The following is a 12,988-nucleotide window of genomic DNA, read 5'->3' as shown; positions in this document are numbered from 1 at the left end:
TACACATGATCTCCCAAAATAAACATGTAGAGAGGGACGAAGAAATGTCCCTTCTATTTTAGTAGGCTTTCTTTGTCCCTTTCACATGATCGGGAGGAAGAATATTTATGTGTGGAATCGTAGGTTATATTGGTCAGAATGATGCGAAGGAAATCTTACTAAAAGGTTTAGAGAAGCTTGAGTACCGCGGGTATGATTCAGCAGGAATCGCTGTGGCAAACGAAGATGGTGTGCATGTGTTCAAAGAAAAAGGACGTATCGCTGAGCTTCGTGAAGTCGTGGATGCAAACGTAGCATCTTCAGCAGGAATCGGACATACACGCTGGGCAACACACGGTGTACCAAGCCATCTAAATGCGCATCCGCATCAAAGTGCTTCTGGCCGTTTTACGCTTGTTCATAACGGTGTCATTGAGAACTATGTACAATTGACACGCGAATATTTACAAGACGTCACACTAAAAAGCGACACAGATACAGAGGTTGTTGTTCAAGTCATCGAACAATTTGTAAACAGAGGTCTTGATACAGAGGAAGCTTTCCGTCAAACGCTTCTTCAACTAAAAGGCTCTTACGCGATTGCCCTTTTCGATAACGAAAACAAAGAAACAATCTATGTGGCGAAAAACAAAAGCCCATTATTGGTTGGTTTCGGCGAAGGATTCAACGTTGTGGCTTCTGACGCAATGGCGATGCTTCAAGTAACAAACGAATATGCGGAATTAATGGATAAAGAAATGGTCATTGTCACAAAAGACGAGGTCATCATTAAAAACCTTGACGGTGATATCATGACACGTCCTTCTTATATCGCTGAGCTTGATGCAAGCGACATTGAGAAAGGCACATATCCTCACTACATGTTAAAAGAAACGGATGAACAGCCGCTTGTTATGCGCAAAATCATCCAAGAATATCAAGACGAAAACGGCAAACTGTCAGTCGCTGGCGATATCGCAAGCGCAGTAGCAGAAGCAGACCGCATATACATTGTGGCTTGCGGAACGAGCTACCATGCTGGACTTGTCGGTAAACAATACATTGAAGACTGGGCGAAAGTACCTGTAGAAGTCCATGTAGCAAGTGAATTCTCTTACAACATGCCGCTTCTATCGAAAAAACCGTTGTTCATCTTCCTTTCTCAATCTGGGGAGACTGCGGACAGCCGTGCTGTACTTGTTCAAGTCAAAGAGCTTGGTCATAAAGCATTAACGATCACAAACGTACCAGGATCTACGCTTTCTCGTGAAGCAGACTTCACATTGCTTCTTCATGCAGGACCAGAAATCGCAGTGGCTTCAACAAAAGCCTACACAGCACAAATCGCTGTACTTGCAATCCTTGCATCTGTTGCAGCTGAATTAAATGGTCAATCTCTTGACTTTGATCTTGTGAAAGAGCTTGGTATTGTAGCAAACGCAATGGAAGCCCTTGTCGATCAAAAGGATGAAATGGAACAAATCGCTCGTGACTTCTTCACAGTGACACGTAACGCATTCTTTATCGGAAGAGGACTTGACTATTATGTGTGCCTTGAAGGTTCACTGAAGCTAAAAGAGATCTCTTACATCCAAGCAGAAGGCTTTGCTGGAGGAGAACTCAAACACGGCACAATTGCTTTAATTGAAGAAGGCACACCGGTCATTGCCCTTGCAACACAAGAGCACGTGAACCTCAGCATTCGCGGTAACGTCAAAGAAGTCGTTGCACGCGGAGCAAACCCATGTGTCATCTCACTAAAAGGCCTAGAAGACGAAGGCGACCGTTTCGTCCTTCCAGCTGTACATCCAGCACTTGCACCACTTGCATCTGTTGTCCCATTACAGCTGATCGCTTACTACGCAGCCCTTCACCGCGGGTGTGATGTGGATAAACCACGTAACCTTGCGAAGAGTGTGACGGTGGAGTAGGAATTAAATAAAATCGGATTTTTGATACCCCTTTAGATATCGTTTCTAAAGGGGTGTTTTTGTGTCAAAAGAACTAGAAAATGATAGATTTGATCGTACGATGTTCTTTGATTCAGGGTACAATATTAGAAGGCTACAGTTTTCAGAACGTTTTTAAGTTGTATTAATAGCCTGGTTATCATGTGTAAGTACATTGCTAAACAAACCTTGCGCAAGCAATACAAGCTAATAGCTAATATATAAAAAAGGAAGAGAGAAGAGCACATGACCAAACACAAAGTTTACACAATGAGTTTTGCAAAAGTCTATCCTCTCTATATCGCAAAGGCAGAGAGAAAAGGACGAACAAAGGCTGAAGTCGATACGATTATTTGTTGGTTAACAGGGTACAGTCCAGAAGAGCTGCAGGAACAGATAGATAAACAGATAGACATTGAAACCTTTTTTGCTGAGGCTCCTGAGCTTCATCCTTCCCGCAGTTTAATCAAAGGCGTCATTTGTGGTGTTCGAGTAGAGGACATTGAGGAAGAAACCATGAAAAACATTCGGTATCTAGATAAGCTGATTGATGAGTTAGCGAAAGGAAAGAAGATGGAAAAGATTTTACGAGGTTCATCATGAGAATAACAAGCAAGCCCAGTGAACTAACCTTCACTGGGCTTTTTTCTATCTTATAGATCAATCGATCGATAAAAATAAAATCCGTTTGAACGAATCCTTTCTTCATGTCGTCAAAAGAAGTGATATTAAAACAAATTGGCGTTTGAAAAGGGAGTGGCGTGGATGGATATGAAGATGATATTACCTCTTATTTTGCTGCAAGCGATTTTGATGGTGATTGGTTTGTTTGATTTGTTGAAAAGAGACCCATCGAGAATCAGAGGAGAGGTGAAATGGGTTTGGGCTTTGGTAATTGTGTTTGTGGCGAGTGCCGGTCCTATTGCGTATTTCATTTTTGGTCGTAAACAATCTTAGTAGGGGTGATTCACTTGAATATGCTGGAGTGTCACGGGCTGACGAAATCGTATGGCCCGAATGAAGTGTTAAAAGATGTTTCGTTTTCTGTTGGGGAGGTTGGATGTGTTGGCTTTTTAGGAGCCAATGGAGCGGGGAAGACAACGACGATCCGGATTTTGACGGGGCTTGCTCATCCTACTTCTGGGGTCGTGAAGGTGGCTGGTTTGGATGTCGCAAAGGAGATGGACCAAATCAGTCATGTGATAGGGTATTGTCCGCAGCATCCTGCATTTTATCAGGATATGACGGGGCAGGAGTGGATGCATTGGGTTGGCGGGTTATTTCACTTAGAGAAAAAAATCATTCGCTCCAAAACAGAGGAGCTGTTGAAGCTATGCCGAATATATGAGGCGAAGGATCGTGCCATTGGCAGCTATAGCGGAGGCATGAAGCAGAGGCTTGCCATTGCGCAGGCGCTTATCAACAGCCCGAAGGTTCTCATCTTGGATGAACCTGTGTCTGCACTTGATCCCATGGGAAGAAAAGACGTTCTGACATTGATTGAGCGTCTGAAACAAGAGATGTTGATCTTTATGTCGACCCATATTTTAGATGACATTGAACGTGTGGCAGATCATATTATCATGATCAACAGTGGCAAAATTGAGATGTCTTCTTCCATGAAACAGATCAAAGAAGACTATATCCAGCCAGTGATTGAATTTCAATTAGAACAACAGAATACGAAACTAGTGGCTTTGTTAAAAGAGCGGAATTGGGTGGAGGAATGCTTTGAGACAGGAGATGCTTATCAGGTGCGAGTGAACAATCAACAAATAGCATTGAAGGAGCTGCCTCGTCTCATCACTGAATCTGGCGGTGTTCTCCTCCATTATCGACTATCTAAGCTGACGCTTGAAGATATTTTCATGAAGGTTGTGAATGCATGATGATGTTGAAAAAGGAATTTAGGGAGTTATTTACTAGCTATAAAATCTTATTTGTTCCTATTATTTTTACGATTTTAATGATCACACAGCCTATTACGCTCAAAATGCTGCCGGATCTTCTATCGAAATCAGCTAATTTACCTGAAGGAGCTACATTTTACATACCAGAGCCTAGTGCAGGAGAGGCTTTGGCGAGTGCATTGAGTAAATTTGATTCGCTAGGTGTGTTTATCCTGATTATGATCGTGATGGGGACGATCGCTGGAGAGCGTGCCTCTGGAGTGACTGCGATGATTATGGTGAAACCGATCAGTCGAACGAGTTACTATGTCTCGAAAATATGCGCCTATGCCTGTTTGACTTTGTTTAGTTTGGTGGTGGCGGTGCTTGTCTCTGTTTATTATGTGGACATTCAATTTGGGCATGTGGATTGGGTCAATGTGTTAAAAGGAACACTTCTTTATTATCCAAATTTATTGCTGATTGTGGTATCGACCATTTGTGCTTCGGCGTTCTTTCAACGTTCTGTCACAGCTGGCGGTGTGTCGCTTTTAATCAACCTTATTCTGTTTACCGTACCTTCATTTTATGAAGAGACATTAGGGAAGTTTGCGCCTAAAGGCGTGACAAGTGCAGCCGAAGAGATGATTCATAAAGGGACTTATTCGGATCAGGCACTTACAAGTTTTCTAGGTGTATCGGTATTGATTGTTTTCTTTTTTCTTATCGGATGGTTTCTTTTTAGAAAACAAGAATTATAGCAGGCTGTTGCGATTGTTTCTGAAAGTTTACTATGAGCATAAAAATCTGAATACGTTTGAAAATTTGATATGATGAGAAAAATTTCCTGTATTTTCAGAAAAGGGGTTTTTATTCATGAGAACATCACGTAATCCTGAGACCATTCACCCGCCAGTCGCACCATATACCCATCAAATAGAAACAACAGGACCACAGCGGTGGTTAACCTTATCAGGTCAGGTGGGGATGGAGGCGGATGGAACAATTCCCGAGAGCCCGTTGGAGCAGCTAGAGCTAGCGTTAGAGAATGTGAAACGAAACGTAGAAGCAGCAGATATGGCCGTGGAAGATATAACGAAATTAGTATTTTATCTCGTAGGGGAGTTCGATGCTGAGAGCAGGAAACAAATTATGGGGCAGTTTTTAGGCGATCATCTGCCTTGTATGACGATGATTTATGTAGTGGCTTTGGCTTCACCTGCTTTAAAGGTAGAGGTGGATGCTTGGGCGTGTCAGGAGATGGTTTTGGGTGATGGGGCAGTTTGATGTGGCTTGTTGATTGTATGGACTAGTTCAGAAATCACAATAAATAGAAAATACAAAGAAGATTGGATGACCAAGTCCAATCTTTTTTGTATTACCATCTATATTAAAATTACTTTTAAGTATAATTTTAGAATATTTTACACAATTCCCCTTACTTCGACATTTTTCATATGGTAATATCAGGGTGCATAGTGGATGGGTCTATTGACACTATGCAAAATTTAAGAGGAGGTTTTACTTATGACACGAAACCAAAAAGAATGGGAATCTGTGAGTAAAAAAAACCTTAAGCGTCCAGGGGGTACTTCGATTGTAAAGGCTGCTGGATGTATGGGTTGTTGGGCCTCAAAAAGTATTGCAATGACACGTGTGTGTGCACTACCGCATCCTGCAATGCGGGCTATTTAAGGGAAAACATAGGGAGTTAAGCATATATTGCTAACTCCTTATTCTACAAAAGGGGTGTCTATTTATGTCAAATAATCAACTAGTAGAGTATGATTTACCTGAATTAGCGATCCATTTACAGCCTCATGGAGCTGTCATGATAGATAGAAAATCAATGTATTATTTTAGATTGAGTGGAAGAGGGGCACAGCTCGCATTTTTATTATCTAAGAATAAAGACTTAAGTAAAACAGCTCGTATCTGGGAAATCGTTAAAAAAGAAGAGCTAACAGCTGATCAACTTCGAGAAGAATTGAGTGCTCATCCTTTTACTGAAGCTTGGATGCAAGGATTACTGGATCAACCTATTCAATTCTCTGGATCTTTACATTCCTATTTGCCTATTAGTTGTACTCTCCAATTAACAAATGCTTGTAACTTGGGATGTTCCTTTTGTTATGCCAGTTCCGGTAAGCCTTACCCTGAAGAGTTAACATGTTCACAGTGGATTGATGTAATGCAGAAGTTAGCAGCACAAGGCGTCGCTGATGTCACTTTAACTGGAGGTGAAGCCAAGCTGATTAAAGGTTTTAAAGAAATTGTAATGGCTGCCAGTTCATTATTCACTAACGTAAATGTGTTTAGCAATGGTTTAAACTGGAGGCAAGAAGAAGTAGAATTGCTTAGTCATTTAGGAAATGTATCTGTACAAATTAGCATTGATGGTACGAGTGATACTCACGATGCATTAAGAGGAAGGAAAGGTGCTTTTCAAGAGAGTATGGCAACGATCCAACGATTATCAGAAGCAAACGTTCCTGTGATTGTTGCAATGACGATTAATGAAATGAACGCTGATCAAGTAGCAGAGGTAGTAGATCATTGTGCAAAAGCAAATGCATCTATTTTCCGTGCTGGTAAAACTTTATCCGTGGGACGTGCTACTAGAAATTTTAAAGCGTTAGAAACGTCGTTTGAAGAGCTTGTTCAAAGCCAGTTGCAACAGGCACGTCATAAGTGGGAGCACCATTTGAATATAATTGATTGGGAAAATGAAGAAAATTCTTTTACAACCGATTTCTGTACACCTGGTTATTTGGCTTGGTATATAAGGGCGGATGGTTATGTCACACCTTGTCAGTTAGAGGATATCTCTTTAGGTCATATTCTAACAGATTCTTTTTCTGAAATTGGATCGCCAGCAAGGCTGTTGAAATTGAAATGTGAAGCGAAAAATTGTAAATGTATAGGAAAAGTTGAACTCTCCGAGCCAGACCTTCCTTTTGAAAATGATATGAGAGCAGGAATTACTCATGGATAGTATAACTTTTATTTTGTGGGCAGGTCTTGGATTGATAGGGCTTTTTCTGTTTACAAAGTATAGAGTATCAACCATAGAATCGAATCTTTTAGATAGAAGTGAGGCAAGAAAAGTCAGTATTGACTTTATTAGAGAATTCGTGGGTATAGATGTAGAGGAATGGGATGTATATTCAGTCTATTGGTATGATCATGAAACAGTGAATAAGCTACATCATTTAGGTTTGTTGAAAAAAAATCGACATATTCTTCACGAAATGGGATTGGTTGAGTCTTGGCGTGTTCGCTTTGTTCATCAAAATCAATCATTCGTCATAGGAGTAAACGCAAAACGCGAAGTTACTTTTTTTTACGCCGATGTAAGGCAAACTTCATTGCCTAAAAAAGATGCTCAAATATCATTAGAAGGATTAAAAGAACAATTAACTTATTCTTCAAAGGGATTATGGGTTAAGACCAAACCAACTGGTTCAGGTTCAAAAGAAGAGGATTTTCGTGAAATCAAAACGTATTGGTATCTTGCTGAAAAAGAAGATATTCGACTTAAGGTAACAGTTGAAATGCAATCTGGTGTGATCACTTATATCGGCACAGATACAGAGATTCTAACAGATCAAATGAACAAAGTAATAAGAGATGAACAAGTTGAGTCTACTTTTGGCATCTCAGGTATGTTAGGGTCAGCTGCTGCGATGATCATTGCAATATTAGTTTTAGTCTTAATGAATGTCCAAATTCAAATCGCATTAAGTCTTATACTGGGTTTGATTATTGTACTAGTGCAATCTCTCACAATAAAGGAAGATATACAACTAACGATAGTAAATGCTTACGATGCTAGGATGAGTGTTCATACTGTTCAATTACTTGGCATTCTATCTACTTTGTTTGCAGGATTATTGACAGGATTTGTAGTATTTATATGTTCATTGGCAGGAGGTGCTCTTGTGAATGAATTAGGACTAAAATTTCTAGATCAAAGCATTGCCCAGATATATATCGGTCTTAGCGCCGGAATAATTAGTTTAGGTATCACATCACTTGTTTTTTATTTGTTAGAGAGAATGAATCGATTACGTATATCACCAGAATTATCAAATAGGAGTATGTTCTTATCCGGCTTTACCTTAAGACAAGGGCTTAATATGAGCCTGCAAAGTTCTATTGGAGAAGAAGTCATTTACCGACTCTTAATGATTTCTTTAATATTTTGGTTAAGTGGGAGTATGATATTGTCCATTTTAATATCATCTTTACTGTGGGCAATTATGCATCAGGTGACAGGATATGATCCAAGATGGATTCGCTGGACGCATCTTTTTGTTTTTGGGTGCTTCCTTGGTTTTCTTTTTGTGAATTATGGCTTTATTTGTGTACTGGTGGCACATTTTATTCACAATTTAGTGCTTGTTTGTATGCCCTTATGGCAATTTAAACTTCAAAGATATCTACATACCAAGAAGCCTCAGCATACATCACTCTAATCAAAGGGAGAGATTTGATGCCGTTCATGGAGGTTCAGAATGTAAGTAAACGATATAGCAATGGTGATGGGATAGAGGGTCTGTCATTTTCCATCGAAGCAGGAGAGATTGTGGCGCTGCTAGGGCCTAATGGCGCCGGGAAGACGACAACGATTCGGTGTGTAACAGGTCTATATAAACCAGATGGAGGGGAAATTCTCATAGAGGGTTTCCCGCCTGTTCATGCCCATGTCCAAAAACAAGTAGCTCTTATTCCAGATCAGCCATATTTGTATCCAGACTTAACGGCTGCTGAACATGTTCAATTCCGGGCACGTGGATATCATAAAGGCTTAAAACAGATCAAGGAAAAGGTATATGAAGCGTTGAAAGAAGTACATATGGAAGAGAAGATGAATGAACTGTGCGGAAGGCTGTCAAGAGGCCAAAAGCAGCGTGTTGTCTTAGCAGGAGCCATTGTTCAGGATGCCTCCCTTTTTATATTAGATGAACCGACTGTTGGGTTAGATATACCGTCAAAACAGTGGCTGTCGGATTGGCTGAGACAAAAAAGCAGTCAAGGGGGGGCGGTCTTTGTGTCGACTCATAGTCTGGAGTTCGTTCTCGATACGGCCAGCAGGGTGGTATTGATTCGAGACGGTGCCATCATGAAGAGTATGGATGTTCCTCAATTAAAGGAAGAACAGAGTGAGTGGAGGGCAGAAGTTATTCAACTTTTGGGGGAGTGGTCAAGTGAATAACACACTCTCCCTTTTATGGATGAAATCTCAAAGGCGCTTGATCAGTAAAAATCAAGAAAAGAAAATGCCTTTTCTGATCTTACTTCTTTTCATAGCGGCAATTGGTTTTCAGCTAAGCGCAGTTTCAAGTATGGGTGATTGGGATACAAGTGCAGCAGGATGGATCATTGTCTGTTTGTTTGTTCTTTATACGGGTTTTGGTTTGTTTACGAATCGGCTGCCTAGTCAGATGAACGATATCATTTGGTTATATGGAAATGGCGCTTCTTTATGGACGGTTGTTATCAGTGTGTGGATGTATCACATATTCTGGCGAGGGGCTCTTCTCATTATCTCTGCTTTGGCTGCGGACCTTCTTCTGTTTTTTATGACGCAGCAGTACCCGTTTCTGCTTGGCAAATCACTTATCCTGACAGGGCTGTTATGTTTGGTTGAAACTTGGATGATTGCGGTGTCTTGTGCTAGAACTATTAGAGTATACAAGCGACTGCTCTTACTCGGCTTTGTATTGATGTTTTTCAGCTATGCACTGCTTGTTTTGAATCAATTAATGATGAAACAGCCCTCGTTGATGAACTTTGCTGATTCTTTGATGTTTCAATCTGGACGTATGATCGAAGAGTTCTCCATTCTTTCTGTCTCCATCTTTATTGGAGTGATGTTCCTATCTTTCATGATGATGTACAAGGCTAGTCATCGTTTAGAAATGAAGGAGTCTTTAGTCAAGGAGGCAGTATTTTGGGAGGAATTTGAGGGGAAACATATTCAATCAAGTCCAATCGTTCAAAAAAAGAGCAGAACATGGTGGGGACTTCCGGCATTAACGGGCAGCTGGGCTTTTCTTTGGATTGAATTATTGCTGATAAAAAAGTATATGATTTTCCATGTACTATCTACTATGCTGTTAATTGGTACTTACTATGTCGTCCTTACTTATTTTTCAGATTGGCTGAATCTATTCTTGATCGTCATCGCGGCATCCGTCCTTTTTAGTTCATATTATGCAGGGATTGTAAGACACGCACAAACAGGAGTGCTCTACCTTTTTCCAGGTGCTTTATATCAAAAAATCATTCTGTTAGAGGTGTTTCAAACCTTTTGGCTGTATGCTTTCTACTTGATTTCTCTTTATTTAGTTGAGATTCAGGATGTTTTGTATTGGACCTTATTTGGTGGAGAAGTTTATATATGGTTTTTGGCCATACGGCTCTTTGCCTTTATGCAGCCTCTGAGAAGAGAAAGGAGTTTTGCTTTGGCCGCCTATTATCGATCATTGCTATTTGCGTCTGTGATCAGTGCTATGGTCATGATTAGCATTCATCTCATCACTGATGGCTTGTTGACTACAATTGTATCCCTAGCGGCTGGGGCTGGATTTTATGTGCTTTGTTATCGATACCGTGCGGTTCATTAAAAAGAGGAGTTGATTGTAAATGAAACCAGAAAATAAGCTGTCTCAATCCGTTCAACAATTGGCCAATACAAATGAAGTAACGATCGTTCAAGCAATGGGTGAATTGAGAAAATCAGGAAAAGATGCAGTGCCCGTGCTTGTTGAAGCTTTAAAAGAAAAGGGGTCTCTGCGAAATATTGCAGCAGCTGTACTGGGTGAATTTGGAGCGGATGCAGAGGACGCAGTTGAGTCTTTAGCCCACCTCTTAGAGAGTGACGAAGAGGAGACAAGAATGGCTGCTGCCATCTCACTCATGAGGATTGGTCAGCCTAGTCTGCCATTCCTTCTGCCATTAGCGAAACGTTATGAGGGGCCTACTTGTTTTTGGGCATCATGGTGTATTTCTTGGATTGATCCATCAAAAATCGAAAAAAACATGTACGAGTGCTTAAAACAAGAACAAGAAAATCCATCAGGCAACGTAGCGCCTTTTGCTGCAGAGGAAGCATTAGGGAAGATTATTGCTTTTCAGCTAAAGGAAAAGGGGGATGAATAGTGGAAACGCAGAAACTCAACTGGCCTGAGAATTTTCCTTGGATTTATCCTTCAGATCAAAGGAGTGTACCTAAGGGACAGCATCAGCTTCTTTATTTTTGGTCCGTCAACTGTCCTCATTGTGAAGAATTAACCAATCATATTCTACAACGTGTGAATGAGCTGGGTATTCATTTAACCTGTGTCCATGTTCCATATACAGAAGAGGAAAAATCGGTAGATGTTGTTTCAGAGTATGCAGAGGAAAAGAATATGACCGCTCCTATTGTATTGGATCAGAATTATGAGATTGTTGCAAAGTATAAGATTCAAGGATTACCTAGCTTTTGCCTCTTTGATCAAGAGGGACAGTTAATAGATCGGAAAATGGGAGATACCGGCTGGGAAAGAATATTGAAAAAGTTAGAAAAACATTCAATTGGATAAACAGTGGAGAAGAGATTGTTGTTTCAATCAAACAAAGAATTAAAAAGAAACGTCATTTTTTTCGCAGGTGTTGGAGCGGTTTTGCTGATTTTAATGATGCTGAAATGGCGTTGATTTTATTCGGTTTGGGAATTTTGTTTTATTTGAAGCGTGTGCTGCGGGAAGAAGAAAGTCATAAGTCATAAGTATTTAGTATGATACCTAGAATGTATATTCTAGGTTTTTTTATTAAATTTACCTTAAAACGCACTTTTTCACATGGGTGTGGAAACCATTTTTTTAAAAGTGTGGTAGGATAAATATGCTTTATCTTTATATTGTCCGAAGGAGCTGTCGAGTTGAAGGGATCTAGGGTTGAGTTGATTGATAGTTTACGTGGTTTTAGTTTATTAGGTATTTTGATTGTGAATATGCTTAATTTCCAATATGATTATGATTTTGAGAAAATGTTTGATTCGAGTTTTTGGGGACAGGAATTCGGTGTATATCTGACGGAGATTTTGTTCCAAGGGTCTTTTTATCCGATCTTTTCCTTTTTGTTTGGGTATTCTTTTATCAAGCTGATTGAATCGACGAAGGCCAAGGGGCTGAATACGAATGCCATTGTCGTTCGCCGTGGTTTTGGTTTGATAGTGCTTGGGATGCTGCATTACATCTTTATTTGGAACGGTGACATTCTTCTTTATTATGGAGCTTGTACGTTTTTCTTGATGATGTTTTTGAGCAGCCGGATTAAAACAATGCTTATTTGGTCGGGTGTGTTAGGTGCGTTGTCATTAGTCGTTTTGCCATACATGATGAAATTTGTTTATGGAACTGATGATTTATTAACCGATGTGTATGCGAAAGGTGATTATGGGGATATTTTGCTCAGCCGGATTACGGTTGAAGACGATATGATGATTGTGACCATGATCCTAGCGATCGTGACCATTGCGCTTATGCCAATATTAGGTTTTCTTTTTGGTACGATCATGGTTGGCCCGTTTGCACTGCTTGGCATGGCGATCGGAAAAAAAGGTCATTTGACAGAAGAAGATCGAGGCATGGCTTATCGTAAAGGCTGGGTTTGGATGATTATCACCGGGCTCGTTTTAAAATGTGCGACGTTCATTGATGCTCCTTGGAGTGAATTGGTGATTACGCTGGGTGCCTATGTGCTGACGATTGGGTATATTCAAGCCTTTATTGTTTTCTACTATTCGAAGACAGCCCAAGGTTTCAAACGCCTGCTTGCAGGGCTTGGCCGTTTGTCTCTCTCAAACTATTTGGCGCAGTCGATTATTTGTACAACGATTTTCTATTCTTATGGACTTGGTCTATTTGGACAATTGGGGTCAATGTTTGGGCTGCTGCTTGCTGTCGGACTGTACACAGCACAGCTGTTCATCAGCTATCTCTATTTGAAAAAATGGAGAAGAGGTCCTGTGGAGTGGCTTATGGGAAAATGGGTATATTGGAAATAAAGCATTTTGTTAAAGAACCGCATGGCTTAAGGGCTGTGCGGTTTTTTATTTAAAAAAATGAGGAGAACATTTTTAAAATGGTTGAATATTCTTTTAGTGTGTATATAATGTAT

14 protein-coding genes are annotated in these 12,988 nt (G+C 40.3%); all 14 read left to right on the top strand.

Going from position 1 to position 12,988, the window contains the following annotated elements; genetic code table 11:
- Nucleotides 1-107: 107 nt before the first annotated feature.
- The 14 genes from glmS (at nucleotide 108) to JJ692_RS01045 (ending at nucleotide 12,875) form a co-directional block, all read left to right on the top strand.
- Entirely contained in the window at nucleotides 108-1,910 is a 1,803-nt protein-coding gene (gene glmS, locus JJ692_RS01110; protein WP_073203523.1) for a glutamine--fructose-6-phosphate transaminase (isomerizing), read from the top strand.
- A gap of 264 nt (nucleotides 1,911-2,174) precedes the next feature.
- Nucleotides 2,175-2,531, top strand: a complete 357-nt coding sequence (locus tag JJ692_RS01105; RefSeq protein WP_073203525.1) for a DUF2200 domain-containing protein — start codon at nucleotides 2,175-2,177, stop codon at nucleotides 2,529-2,531.
- Nucleotides 2,532-2,693: 162 nt separating this feature from the next.
- Nucleotides 2,694-2,885, top strand: coding sequence for a PLD nuclease N-terminal domain-containing protein (locus tag JJ692_RS01100; protein ID WP_003217265.1), 192 nt, complete (start codon nucleotides 2,694-2,696; stop codon nucleotides 2,883-2,885).
- Between the two features lie 14 nt (nucleotides 2,886-2,899).
- Entirely contained in the window at nucleotides 2,900-3,817 is a 918-nt protein-coding gene (locus JJ692_RS01095; protein ID WP_073203528.1) for an ABC transporter ATP-binding protein, read from the top strand.
- Nucleotides 3,814-4,578, top strand: coding sequence for an ABC transporter permease (locus tag JJ692_RS01090; RefSeq protein WP_073203530.1), 765 nt, complete (start codon nucleotides 3,814-3,816; stop codon nucleotides 4,576-4,578). Before JJ692_RS01095 ends, JJ692_RS01090 begins: the two co-directional genes overlap by 4 nt.
- Nucleotides 4,579-4,693: 115 nt before the next feature.
- On the top strand, nucleotides 4,694-5,104 hold the full coding sequence (locus JJ692_RS01085; RefSeq protein ID WP_073203533.1) for a RidA family protein: 411 nt from the start codon (nucleotides 4,694-4,696) through the stop codon (nucleotides 5,102-5,104).
- Between the two features lie 240 nt (nucleotides 5,105-5,344).
- Nucleotides 5,345-5,512, top strand: coding sequence for a sporulation killing factor (skfA, locus tag JJ692_RS01080; RefSeq protein ID WP_041088764.1), 168 nt, complete (start codon nucleotides 5,345-5,347; stop codon nucleotides 5,510-5,512).
- Nucleotides 5,513-5,576: 64 nt separating this feature from the next.
- A complete protein-coding gene (gene skfB / locus JJ692_RS01075) occupies nucleotides 5,577-6,812 on the top strand; it encodes a sporulation killing factor system radical SAM maturase (protein ID WP_044333396.1) in 1,236 nt (411 codons plus the stop codon).
- Entirely contained in the window at nucleotides 6,805-8,295 is a 1,491-nt protein-coding gene (locus JJ692_RS01070; RefSeq protein WP_073203536.1) for a CPBP family intramembrane glutamic endopeptidase, read from the top strand. The genes skfB and JJ692_RS01070 overlap by 8 nt, the downstream gene beginning before the upstream one ends.
- A 17-nt stretch (nucleotides 8,296-8,312) precedes the next feature.
- Nucleotides 8,313-9,035 (top strand): ABC transporter ATP-binding protein, encoded by a 723-nt coding sequence (locus JJ692_RS01065; RefSeq protein WP_073203538.1) that lies wholly within the window; start codon nucleotides 8,313-8,315, stop codon nucleotides 9,033-9,035.
- Nucleotides 9,028-10,449 (top strand): sporulation killing factor system integral membrane protein, encoded by a 1,422-nt coding sequence (gene skfF / locus JJ692_RS01060; protein ID WP_206534139.1) that lies wholly within the window; start codon nucleotides 9,028-9,030, stop codon nucleotides 10,447-10,449. The genes JJ692_RS01065 and skfF overlap by 8 nt, the downstream gene beginning before the upstream one ends.
- Nucleotides 10,450-10,468: 19 nt before the next feature.
- Entirely contained in the window at nucleotides 10,469-10,984 is a 516-nt protein-coding gene (locus JJ692_RS01055; RefSeq protein ID WP_073203542.1) for a HEAT repeat domain-containing protein, read from the top strand.
- Nucleotides 10,984-11,409, top strand: coding sequence for a TlpA family protein disulfide reductase (locus tag JJ692_RS01050; protein WP_073203545.1), 426 nt, complete (start codon nucleotides 10,984-10,986; stop codon nucleotides 11,407-11,409). The genes JJ692_RS01055 and JJ692_RS01050 overlap by 1 nt, the downstream gene beginning before the upstream one ends.
- Nucleotides 11,410-11,747: 338 nt before the next feature.
- The gene (locus tag JJ692_RS01045; protein WP_073203548.1) at nucleotides 11,748-12,875 is read left to right on the top strand and encodes a DUF418 domain-containing protein; all 1,128 of its coding nucleotides are present in this window, start codon (nucleotides 11,748-11,750) and stop codon (nucleotides 12,873-12,875) included.
- The last annotated feature ends 113 nt before the right edge of the window (nucleotides 12,876-12,988 follow it).

It is taken from the genome of Bacillus sp. 3a, assembly GCF_017161885.1.
Taxonomy (GTDB): domain Bacteria; phylum Bacillota; class Bacilli; order Bacillales; family Bacillaceae; genus Bacillus; species Bacillus safensis.
Note: the sequence above shows the minus strand (reverse complement) of the source record. Positions and strands in the feature narration are given on the sequence as shown.

Bases quoted from the DNA above. Each gene is read 5' to 3' on its own strand.
- glmS (WP_073203523.1), top strand. From the start codon at position 108: ATGTGTGGAATCGTAGGTTATATTGGTCAGAATGATGCGAAGGAAATC.
- JJ692_RS01105 (WP_073203525.1), top strand. From the start codon at position 2,175: ATGACCAAACACAAAGTTTACACAATGAGTTTTGCAAAAGTCTATCCT.
- JJ692_RS01100 (WP_003217265.1), top strand. From the start codon at position 2,694: ATGGATATGAAGATGATATTACCTCTTATTTTGCTGCAAGCGATTTTG.
- JJ692_RS01090 (WP_073203530.1), top strand. From the start codon at position 3,814: ATGATGATGTTGAAAAAGGAATTTAGGGAGTTATTTACTAGCTATAAA.
- JJ692_RS01085 (WP_073203533.1), top strand. From the start codon at position 4,694: ATGAGAACATCACGTAATCCTGAGACCATTCACCCGCCAGTCGCACCA.
- skfA (WP_041088764.1), top strand. From the start codon at position 5,345: ATGACACGAAACCAAAAAGAATGGGAATCTGTGAGTAAAAAAAACCTT.
- skfB (WP_044333396.1), top strand. From the start codon at position 5,577: ATGTCAAATAATCAACTAGTAGAGTATGATTTACCTGAATTAGCGATC.
- JJ692_RS01070 (WP_073203536.1), top strand. From the start codon at position 6,805: ATGGATAGTATAACTTTTATTTTGTGGGCAGGTCTTGGATTGATAGGG.
- JJ692_RS01065 (WP_073203538.1), top strand. From the start codon at position 8,313: ATGCCGTTCATGGAGGTTCAGAATGTAAGTAAACGATATAGCAATGGT.
- JJ692_RS01055 (WP_073203542.1), top strand. From the start codon at position 10,469: ATGAAACCAGAAAATAAGCTGTCTCAATCCGTTCAACAATTGGCCAAT.